Source organism: Hydrogenophaga sp. GW456-12-10-14-TSB4, from assembly GCF_059424305.1.
This window is the reverse complement of record NZ_JBWKZH010000007.1, coordinates 81,453-92,214: the sequence shown is the minus strand read 5'-3', so window position 1 is coordinate 92,214 and position 10,762 is coordinate 81,453. Positions and strand designations below refer to the sequence as shown.

General features: G+C 69.1%; 8 protein-coding genes. 6 read left to right on the top strand and 2 right to left on the bottom strand.

All coding sequences use genetic code 11. The features are described from left to right. The first annotated feature begins 22 nt into the window (after positions 1–22). The 4 genes from AC07ZS_RS05930 (at position 23) to aqpZ (ending at position 6,902) form a co-directional block, all read left to right on the top strand. Positions 23–1,360, top strand: coding sequence for an efflux RND transporter periplasmic adaptor subunit (locus tag AC07ZS_RS05930; RefSeq protein WP_494797655.1), 1,338 nt, complete (start codon positions 23–25; stop codon positions 1,358–1,360). Between the two features lie 77 nt (positions 1,361–1,437). Then, positions 1,438–4,620 (top strand): efflux RND transporter permease subunit, encoded by a 3,183-nt coding sequence (locus AC07ZS_RS05925; protein ID WP_494797654.1) that lies wholly within the window; start codon positions 1,438–1,440, stop codon positions 4,618–4,620. Beyond that, on the top strand, positions 4,620–6,068 hold the full coding sequence (locus AC07ZS_RS05920; RefSeq protein WP_494797653.1) for an efflux transporter outer membrane subunit: 1,449 nt from the start codon (positions 4,620–4,622) through the stop codon (positions 6,066–6,068). The genes AC07ZS_RS05925 and AC07ZS_RS05920 overlap by 1 nt, the downstream gene beginning before the upstream one ends. Positions 6,069–6,194: 126 nt before the next feature. Continuing rightward, positions 6,195–6,902 (top strand): aquaporin Z, encoded by a 708-nt coding sequence (gene aqpZ / locus AC07ZS_RS05915; RefSeq protein WP_494797652.1) that lies wholly within the window; start codon positions 6,195–6,197, stop codon positions 6,900–6,902. Positions 6,903–6,915: 13 nt separating this feature from the next. On the opposite strand, the gene AC07ZS_RS05910 is transcribed toward aqpZ, so the two are convergent. After that, entirely contained in the window at positions 6,916–7,671 is a 756-nt protein-coding gene (locus AC07ZS_RS05910) for an SDR family oxidoreductase (protein WP_494797651.1), read from the bottom strand. 63 nt (positions 7,672–7,734) lie between these two features. After that, positions 7,735–8,949 (bottom strand): MFS transporter, encoded by a 1,215-nt coding sequence (locus tag AC07ZS_RS05905; RefSeq protein WP_494797650.1) that lies wholly within the window; start codon positions 8,947–8,949, stop codon positions 7,735–7,737. 70 nt (positions 8,950–9,019) lie between these two features. On the opposite strand from AC07ZS_RS05905, the gene AC07ZS_RS05900 reads away from it, so the two are divergent. Both AC07ZS_RS05900 and AC07ZS_RS05895 read left to right on the top strand, forming a co-directional pair. Further along, positions 9,020–9,835 carry an AraC family transcriptional regulator gene (locus AC07ZS_RS05900; protein ID WP_494797700.1) on the top strand — a complete coding sequence of 272 codons (816 nt, stop codon included), beginning with the start codon at positions 9,020–9,022 and terminating at the stop codon, positions 9,833–9,835. 269 nt (positions 9,836–10,104) lie between these two features. After that, on the top strand, positions 10,105–10,569 hold the full coding sequence (locus AC07ZS_RS05895) for an NYN domain-containing protein (protein WP_494797649.1): 465 nt from the start codon (positions 10,105–10,107) through the stop codon (positions 10,567–10,569). Positions 10,570–10,762 lie beyond the last annotated feature (193 nt).

Below are 10,762 nucleotides of genomic sequence, written 5' to 3'. Positions count from 1 at the left end.
CCCACAGCCCGTCCTGACTTCCATGCCATTGACCTCTGCCGCATCCGATGAGCCACGCCGGGTGCCCCCCGCCGCCCTGTCCGCCGCCGCTTCTTCCGCCGCCCGACAGCGACCCGGTGGGCGGCATTGGGCCTGGGCCCTGGCGGGCGTGGCGGTGCTGGCCCTGGCGGCCTGCGGCGACAAGAAGGCCCCCGCCGCCGCGCCCCCGGTGCCCCCGGTCGGCTACCTGACGGTGGTGCTGCAGACCCAGGGCCTGCACACCGAGCTGGCCGGCCGCACCCGGGCCTCGCAGAGCGCGGAAGTGCGCCCCCAGGTCTCGGGCATCCTCCAGAAGCGGCTGTTCACCGAGGGCTCGGTGGTCAAGGCCGGGCAGCCGCTGTACCAGATCGACGCCCGCACGCTGGAAGCCACCGTCAAGAGCGCCGAGGCGGCCCTGGCCAAGTCGCGCGCCTCCGCGCAGACCGCCCGCACCAACGCCGAGCGCAACGCCGAGCTGGTGAAGATCGACGCCATCAGCCGTCAGGTGTTCGACGAAAGCCAGGCCCAGGTCGCCCAGTCGGCCGCCGACGTGGCCGTGGCCCAGGCCGCACTGGAAAACGCCCGCATCAACCTGCAGTACAGCCGCATCGTGGCCCCCATCAGCGGCCAGACCGACCTCTCCGTGGTGCTGCCCGGCTCGCTGGTCACCGCCAACCAGGCCCAGGCGCTGACCACCATCAGCCAGCTCGATCCCATCTACGTGGACATCACCCAGTCCAGTTCCGAACTGCTGGAGCTGCGGCGCCAGTGGCAGGCCGGCACCTTCGGCAAGGTCGAGGCCGGTGGCGCCCCGGTGCGCCTGGCGCTGGAAGACGGCAGCCGCTACCCGCACGCGGGCAAGCTGCAATTCACCGGCGCCACCGTGAGCCAGACCACCGGCGCCATCACCCTGCGCGCGGTGTTTCCCAACCCCGACCGCCTGCTGATGCCCGGCATGTACGTGCGGGCGCGCCTGTCCACCGGCGAGGCCAGCGAAGCCATCGTGCTGCCCCAGCAGGCGGTGCAGCGCGACCCGGCGGGCAAGCCCAGCGTGCAGCTCATCAACGCCGAGGACAAGATCGAGAAGCGCCCGATCCGCCTGGGCCAGGCCCTGGGCACCCAGTGGCTGGTGCTCGAAGGCCTGAAGGCCGGCGACCGCGTGATGGTCGACGGTTTCCAGAAGGCCCGCGTGGGCCAGACCGTCAAGCCCCTGGCGATGCGCCTGGACGGCAACCGCGTGGTGGAAGACAAGCCCGCGGCCCCCGCCGGCCAGGGCGGTGCGGCCGGGCAGGGCGGCCAGACCGGCGCGGCGCCGGCGGCCTCCGCGCCCCCCAAGCCCTGAGCGCGCCCCGCAGGCCAGCCCCACCCGGGTGAGCCTGGCCCCTTTCGAGCAAACCGGACACCACACGCTGCTGCACCATGGCCCATTTCTTCATCCACCGTCCCGTCTTCGCCTGGGTGCTGTCCATCGTGGTCATGCTCGCGGGGTTCATGTCGATCTTCACCCTGCCGCTGGAGCAGTACCCCGACATCGCGCCGCCGCGCGTCTCGATCAACACCATCTACACCGGTGCGTCGGCCGAAACCGTGGCCGATTCGGTCACCCAGGTGATCGAGCAGCAGCTCAAGGGCATCGACAACGTGCTCTACATGAGCTCGACCAGCGACTCCGCCGGCCGTTCGCGCACCCAGCTCACCTTCGCACCGGGCACCGACATCGACGTGGCCCAGGTGCAGGTGCAGAACAAGCTGCAGACCGCCATGAACCGGCTGCCCGAGGCCGTGAAGAGCCGGGGCGTGTTCGTGAACAAGGGCGGTCAGGACAACCTGATGACCTACGTCTTCACCTCGCCCGACCCCACGGTCACGCAGGTGGCGATCGGCGACTACATCACCAGCAACGTGGTCGACGTGATCTCGCGCATCGACGGCGTGGGCGACGTGAGCGTGTTCGGCACCAGCTACGCCATGCGCATCTGGATGGACCCGGGCAAGCTGGAGCAGTACGCCCTCATGCCCTCGGACATCGTCTCGGCGCTGAACTCGCAGAACGCCCAGGTCTCCGCCGGCCAGCTCGGCGCCTTGCCGGCGGTCAAGGACCAGATGCTCAACGCCACCATCACGGCGCGCACCAAGCTCAAGACGGTCGATGAATTCCGGGGCATCGTGCTCAAGGCCGCCGCCGACGGCTCGCTCGTCACCGTGGGCGACGTGGCCCGCGTGGAACTCGACGCCGACAACCTGACGGTGAAGTCCCGCCTGAACAACCAGCCCGGCGCCGGTCTGGGCATCGTGCTGGCCGACGGCGCCAACGCCATGGCCGTGGCCAACGCTGTCAACGCCAAGATGGCCGAGCTCGCGCCTTTCTTCCCCGACGGCATCACCGGCGTCATCAGCTCCGACACCACGCCCTACGTGCGCGCCTCCATCAAGGAAGTGGCCGTGACCCTGGCCGAGGCCATGGTGCTGGTGGTGATCGTGATGTTCATCTTCCTGCAGAACCTGCGCGCCACGCTGATCCCCGCGATCGCCGTGCCGGTGGTGCTGCTGGGCACCTTCGGCGTGCTCTCGGTGCTGGGCTATTCCATCAACATGCTCACCATGTTCGCCATGGTGCTGGCCATCGGCCTGCTGGTGGACGACGCGATCGTGGTGGTGGAGAACGTCGAGCGGGTGATGCACCAGGAGGGCCTGCCCGCGAAAGAGGCCACCATCAAGTCCATGGCCGAGATCACGCCCGCGCTGGTGGGCATCGGCCTCACGCTGTCGGCGGTGTTCATTCCCATGGCCTTCTTCTCGGGCTCGGTGGGCGTGATCTACCGGCAGTTCTCGATCGCCATCGTCTCGGCCATGGCGTTCTCGGTGCTGGTGGCGCTCTCGCTCACGCCGGCCCTGTGCGCCACCATCCTCAAACCCACCGAGCACCTGCACGAAGGCGCACCCGCCCGCAAGGGCCTGCTGGGCTGGGTGGACCGCTTCTTCCGCTGGTTCAACGCCGGCTTCGACCGCAACTCCGGGCGCTACCAGGGCGCCGTGCGCCAGCTGCTGCTGCGCAGCAAGCGCGTGATGCTGCTGTTCGTGATGGTCGTCGGCGGCGTGGTGTTCCTGTTCCAGAAGCTGCCCACCTCCTTCCTGCCGGTGGAAGACCAGGGCTTCATCACCGCCAGCGTGACGCTGCCCGCGGGCTCGTCGGACGCGCAGCTCGAAGTCGTGCTGCAGGACATCACCCGCTACTTCAACGCCCAGCCCGACGTGCTGCGCGTCAACTCGCTGGCGGGCAACAGCGGCAACCAGAGCTCGGGCACGATCTTCGTGCGCCTCAAGCCCTGGGACGAGCGCCCCAACCCCGAGCAGAGCGCCGAGGCCATTTCGCGCAAGGCCACGCGCGACCTCTCGCGCATCCGCGCCGCGCGCATCTTCGTCTCCATGCCGCCGGCCGTGCGTGGCCTGGGCTCGGACGCCGGCGTGAACTTCATGCTCAAGGACATCAACGGCCTGGGCAATGACGCGCTGCGCGCCGCCAAGGACCGCGTGGTCGAACTCGCCGGCCAGCACCCGGAGCTCACCAACATGCGCACGACGGACTTCGACGTCACCTCCGAGCTCAAGGTGGTGATCGACGACCGCAAGGCCGCCGCGCTGGGCCTGTCCACCAGCGACATCAACAACGTGCTCTCCAGCGCGGTGGGCGGCTCCTACGTCAACGACTTCGTGCACAACGGCCGCGTCAAGCGCGTCTACGTGCAGGGCGACGCACCCTACCGCATGCTGCCGCAGGACATCGGCAAATGGACGGTGCGCAACCGCAGCGGCGAGATGGTGCCGCTTGCGGCCTTCACCACCACCACCTGGACCAGCAGCGCACCCCAGCTGCTGCGCTACAACGGCTCGCCGGCCATGGAGATGATCGCCAACACCGCGCCCGGCGTGAGCTCGGGCGCCGCGATGCGCGCGGTCGAGGACATCATGGCCCAGATGCCGGTGGGCATCGGCTACGAGTGGACGGGTGCGTCCCTGCAGGAGCGCCAGTCCGGCGCGCAGGCGCCGCTGCTGTACGCCATCTCCATCCTGTTCGTGTTCCTCTGCCTGGCCGCGCTGTACGAAAGCTGGAGCGTGCCGTTCTCGGTCATCCTGGCCGTGCCGCTGGGCATCGTCGGCGCCTTGCTCGCCACGTATTTCCGGGGCATGTCCAACGATGTGTACTTCCAGGTCGGCCTGCTGACCACGGTGGGGCTGGCGTCCAAGAACGCCATCCTGATCGTGGAGTTCGCGGTGCAGCTGCAGGACCAGGGTCGCAGCATCTTCGACGCCACGCTGGAAGCGGTGCGCCGGCGGCTGCGCCCCATCCTGATGACCTCACTGGCTTTCGGCTTCGGCGTGCTGCCGCTCGCCCTCGGCACCGGCCCGGGCGCCGCCAGCCGCCAGGCCATCGGCACCGCCGTGCTCGGCGGCACCGTGCTGTCCACCGCGCTGGGCCTGTTCTTCGTGCCGGTGTTCTTCCTGCTGGTGCGCAGCTGGGTCCAGCGCCGCCGCTCGAAAGACACCCCCGCGCCCGTGGCCCCCCTGGCCACGCCGTCGCTGTCGCATCAAGGAGAAGCGTGATGCTCCGGACGAAACCCCTGACCCCGATGACGGCCCTGGCCGCCGCCGCGCTCGCGCTGCTGGCTGGCTGCGCCCAGGTGCCCCCCGCCAAGCCCGATGTGCAAGGCGTCGTCGCCCCCACGCTGGGGCAGCCGCTGGCTGTCCTGGACGCCGGCGCGGACGCCGTGCAGACCTCGCAGCGCCTGGCCTGGGTGCAGCACCCGGGCCTGCGCCAGTCGATCGCGCAGGCGCTCACCCACAACCGCGACCTGCGTGTGGCCCTGTCCAACATCGAGCGCGCGCGGGCGCAGTACGGCATCACCAGCGCCGCCCAGCTGCCCACCGTGGCCGCCACCGCCCAGGGCAGCCGCAGCCGCACGGCGGCCGGCCTGTCCAGCAACGGTGTTTCCACCACCTCGACGCAGTACACCGCGCAGCTCGCCATCACCAGCTTCGAGCTCGACTTCTGGGGCCGCGTGCGCAACCTCAACGAGGCGGCGCTGCAGCAGTTCCTGCAGTCGGAGGAAAACCAGCGCAACGTGCGCATCACCCTGGTGGCCGATGTCACCAACGCCTGGCTCAACCTGGCCGCCGACGAAGCCCGCCTGACCCTGGCGCGCGACACCCTGGCCGGCCGCGAAAAGGCCTACCAGCTCACCGAGCGCATCCACCAGCTGGGCGGCACCTCGGGCCTGGTGCTGGCGCAGAACCGCGTCACGGTGGAAACCGCGCGCGGCGACGTGGCCGCCTTCACGGCCCAGGTCGCCAAGGACCGCAACGCCCTCGAAGCCCTGGTGGGCAGTGGCCTGCGCCGCGAATGGCTGCCCACCGCCGAGACCCTGCGCGCCGCGCCGGCGGCGGCGCCCGCCGCGCTGATGGTGCTGCCGGCCGAGCTGCCCTCGTCCCTGCTGCTGGAGCGCCCGGACGTGCGCGCCTCCGAATACAACCTGCAGGCTCTATCGGCCAACGTGGCGGCGGCGCGTGCGGCGCTGTTCCCCACCATCAGCCTGAGCACCAGCATCGGCACCGGCAGCCGCGAGCTCGACAACCTGTTCGGCAGCGGCAACAACACCTGGAGCTTCGTGCCGCAGATCCGCTGGCCGATCTTCGACGGCGGCGCGGCGCGCGCCTCGGTCGACGTGGCGCAGGCCAACCGCGACATCGCGGTGGCCCAGTACGAGAAGGCCATCCAGACCGCATTCCGCGAAGCCTCCGATGCGCTGGCCGAACGCGCGCAGTGGGAGGCCCGCCTGGCGGCCCAGCAGGCCGTGGTGGACGCCAACGCGCGTGCCTTCGAGCTCTCCGAGGCGCGCTTCACCTCGGGCGTGGACAACTACCTCACCGTGCTCGACGCACAGCGCAGCCTGTACGCCGCGCAGCAGGCCCTGATCGCCCTGCGGCAGTCCGAGCAGGCCAACCGCGTGGCGCTGTGGAAGGTGCTGGGCGGTAACCTGACGCCGGCGTCCTGAGGCCGGCCGGCGGGCTGAACGGGGCCTGCCTTGGCCCCGCCCGTGTGTCAAATCATTGTTAATCCTCTTGCGCACAAGGGCCCGCCCGCTTATCTTCCCAAGGCTCTGGACTTGCCTGGAAACCGCATGACACACAGCAACGCGAAAAAATGGTCCGCCGAATTCCTCGGTACGTTCTGGCTCACCTTCGGTGGCTGCGGCAGCGCGGTGCTGGCGGCGGCTTTCCCGGAACTGGGCATCGGCTTCACCGGCGTCTCATTGGCCTTCGGGCTGACCGTGCTGACCGGTGCCTACGCCTTCGGGCCCATCTCCGGCGGCCACTTCAACCCCGCCGTGTCGGTGGGGCTGGCGCTGGGCGGGCGCTTTCGCGCGGCCGAACTGCCCGGCTATGTGATCGCCCAGGTGCTGGGCGCGGTGGCCGCGGCCGGCGTGCTCTACCTCATCGCCACCGGCAAGCCCGGTTTCGAGGTCGGCGGCTTCGCGACCAATGGCTACGGTGAACACTCGCCCGGCCGCTACAGCCTGACGGCGGCGCTGCTGATCGAGGTGGTGCTGACGGCGGTGTTCCTGCTCGTCATCCTCGGCGCCACCGCCAAGCGCGCGGCGGCCGGCTTCGGCGGGCTGGCGATCGGGCTCTGCCTGACGCTGATCCACCTGATCTCCATCCCCGTGACCAACACCTCGGTCAACCCGGCGCGCAGCACGGGCCCGGCGCTGTTCGGCCCGTCCATCGCGCTGGATCAGCTCTGGCTGTTCTGGCTGGCGCCCCTGGTCGGCGCCGCCATCGGCGCGCTGATCTGGCGCGCCCTACTGGCCGACAGCGACGAAAGCTGAACCCCGACGGCGGTCAGCCCCGGCCCACGAAGGGCATCTGGCTGGCCATCACCGTCATGTTCAGCACGTTGGTGGACAGCGGCAGGCCCGCCATGTAGCGCACCGCTTCGGCCACGTGGGCCACGTCCATCATGGGCTCGGTGGCCATGGTGCCGTTGGCCTGGCGCACACCCTGCGTCATGCGCGCCGAGAGCTCGGTGAGCGCGTTGCCGATGTCGATCTGGCTGCACACGATGTTGTAGGGCCGGCCGTCCAGGGCGATGGTCTTGGTCAGGCCCAGCACCGCGTGCTTGCTCGCGGTGTAGGGGCAACTGAAGGGGCGGGGCGCGTGGGCCGAGATCGAGCCGTTGTTGATGATGCGACCGCCCTGCGGGTTCTGCCGGCGCATCAGGCCGAAGGCGGCGCGCGCGCACAGGAAGACGCCGGTCACGTTGGTGTCGATCACGTCCTTCCAGCGCTCGACCGGCAGCTCGTCCATGGGCACCGCCGGGGCGTTCACGCCGGCGTTGTTGAACAGCACGTCGAGCCGACCGAAGCGTTTTTCGATCTGATCGAACAGGGCCTGCACGCTGTGCTCGTCCCGCACGTCGGCGGGGAGGGCGATCGCGTTGGGCCCGCCCGCCTCGGCCACGGCGGCCAGCGGCTCGGGGCGCCGGCCGGTGAGCACGACGTGGTAGCCGTCCTTCAGCAAACCGAGCGCCACGGCGCGGCCGATGCCGCTGCCCGCGCCCGTGACCAGGGCGATCTTGGGGGATGTCTCTGAGGCCATGCGATTCCTTGTGGTGGATGAAGCGACGATGGCCATGGTAAACGGCGCGCAGCCGCTCCCGTCTTACCGATCGCCATGGCCCAGGGGCGCGGGCGTCGAAGGCAGCTGGCTCACGATCAGCAGCGTGATCATCGAGGTGGCCGCCATCACGCCGAGCAGGGCGGTGAAACCGGCCTGCTTGACCACCGGGCCGATCAGCCATACCGCCAGCGAACTCGCGCCCAGCGAGACCGCCAGCCGCATGCCCGAGACGCGGGAGCGCAGGCTGTCGTCGACGAAGCGCACGATCATCGCGTCGGTGAACGGAATGGCGCCGAAGATGGTCGCCATGAAGAGGAACTGCACGGCGTAGAAAGCCCAGCCGTCCAGCACCATCGACAAGCCCAGCAGCACGGCCTGCGCCGCGATGATGCCCACGTACAGCGACTTGAGCGCCACCCGGTCGATCAGATGGCCGACCAGCAACTGCGTGAAGGACGCCGCTGCGTAGATCGCGGCCAGCAGCATGCCGATCTGCGCGGGGTCACGAAGAATGGCCTGCAGGCGGTCGCTCAGCAGCTCGTAGTTGCTGTTGGTCGAGAAGTTGAACAACAGGCTGCCGCTGGTGGCGGCGATGGTCATCACCAGGAACAGCCTGGCCATGGACACGCCGGCCGGCGCCTCGGTGGTGGACTTCTTCTTCGCCGGTGCCGCCTGCTCGCGTGTGGCGAGCAGGGCGAAGGCCACGCCGAACAGCAGGCACACCACGCCCGGCACCGCGAACGCCATGCGCCAGCCGAAGTACTTCACCAGAAAGCCGGTGGCGACCGCTGCCACCGCCACGCCCAGGTTGCCCACCAGGCCGTTGATGCCGATCGTCCAGCCCGGGCGGGGCGCGCCCTGCACCAGCATCGGGATGCCCACCGGGTGGTAGATGGACGCGAAGCAGCCCAGCAGCGCGAGCGCCAGCGCCATCTGCAGCGGCGTCTGCGTCGCGCTTACCAGCAGGGCCGCAGCGCCCATGCCGAAGAAGAACACCAGCATCATCCGGCGGCGGCCCCACTGGTCGCCCAGCTTGCCCGAGGGCAGCGAGCCCACGCCGAAGAAAAAGAAGGCCGCCACGCTGTAGGGCATCAGGTCCTCCCAGCGGGCCACGCCGAACTCGTGCGCGATCGTCGTCACGGCGGTCGCAAAAATCAGCAGGAACATGTGGTCGATCGCGTGGCCGATGTTCAGCAGCCACTGCGTGGCCATGGAGTTGCGGATCGGGTGGACGGCGAGGGGAGGGTGTGTCTGCATACGGGAATGAAGGGAAGGGCCTGTCAGAATTGTGGTGGAGGCGGCAACGCCTGTCTCACGCCGAATGACCATCAACCATCTCAAAAGCGACATGGCCATCTCCCCCCGGCCGCCGGCCCTTGCCGAGGTGCTCGACGCGATCGACGCGCAGCGCTCACCCATCTTCGCGCGCTCCACCGACTACCCCGCCGGCTGGCACATCGAGCCCCACGCGCACGCCAAGCACCAGCTGATCTACGCCGTGCGCGGCGTCATGGTGGTGCAGGCCGAGGCGGGGCAATGGGTGGTGCCGCCCACCCGCGCGATCTGGATGCAGAGGGGCATGACGCACGAGATCCGCTGCGTGGGCGAGGTGCACATGCGCAGCCTCATGGTGGCGCCGAACGCCGCGCCCCGGCTGATGGACCGGACGCAGGCCGTCGCCATCTCGCCCTTGCTGCGCGAGCTGATCCGCGCCGCCATGGAGGTGCCGCAACCCTATGTGAGCGGCACGCGCGACGGCCGGCTGATGCGCCTCATCCTCGACGAACTGCGTGCCCTGCCGGTGCTGCCCCTGTACCTGCAGATGCCCACCGACCCGAGGCTGCTCCAGATCGCCGCGGTGCTGCAGCGGCGGCTGGACGACCCGTCCACCATGGCCGACTGGGCGCGGCGCCTGGCCATCGACGTGAAGACCATCCAGCGGCTCTTCATCAAGGACACCGGCATGACCTTCGCCCAGTGGCGACAACAGGCGCGGCTGTTGCGCGCGCTGGAGCGGCTGGCCACTGGCGAGAAGGTCATCGACGTGGCGCTGGCGCTCGGCTACGAGAGCCCCAGCGCCTTCGCGGCCATGTTCCGCAAGCACTTCGGGCAGACCCCGAGCCAGTTTTTCGCAACCCTCTAGACGGTGCGTGGTGCTCGCCTATACTGCGCGGGTTGTACAACTAAAGTACGACCGGAAGTGGCATTCCGTGGGTTGACCTCCAAGAGAAGCTGTGGCGTTTACGCTGCGGCTTCTCTGTTTGTCTGTGTCGCTTTATGGTGGCCCGGACGGGGAGCCGCAAGGCTCACCGATGTTGAGGTCAACCCCGGTATGCCACACCCGTTCGGGCCACCGCCACCCTTATCCAGGGTGGTGGCTGGTTGGCTTTTGACACCAAGGAGAGCTTTCTCATGCCAATTCACACATTCCCGCCCGTGCTCGGGCCCCGTCTGGCCGTGCTCATCGATGCCGAGAACCTGAGCGGTGCGCACGCGCCGAAGCTGATGGCGCTGGTCAGGCAGATGGGGCGGCCGATCATCCGCCGCGCCTACGGCGACTGGACGACCTCGCAGCTCGACCTGTGGAAGCAGCACCTTCACCCGCTGGCCATCCGCCCGTACCAGCAGTTCCGCGACCGGCGCTGCAAGAACGCGTCCGGCGCGGCGCTGATCATGGACGCCATGGACATGCTGTACCAGCGCCGCGTGGACGCCTTCTGCATTGTCTCGTCCGACAGCACTTTCACCGGCCTGGCCGCGCGAATCCAGGAAAGGAACGTGCCTGTGTACGGCTTCGGGCAGCGCGACACGGCCCAGGCCTTCAAGGCAGCGTGTGACGAGTTCACCTGCCTGGACGGGGTGGAGCAGGGAGGCTGAAGCGCACTCACCTTGTGCCGAACGAAAAACGGAAGCTTGCAGCTTTGACGCGCACGAGATTGCCGGATTGCATCTCGACCTCGAATGCTTCCGGCGCAGCTCGTTGCGCATTTATCGATGCCGATGGACCCCGGGGCTGTTCGATCGGTGCATCCAGTGATTGCTTGGAACGCCTTGCTGCAAAAGTGCCGCG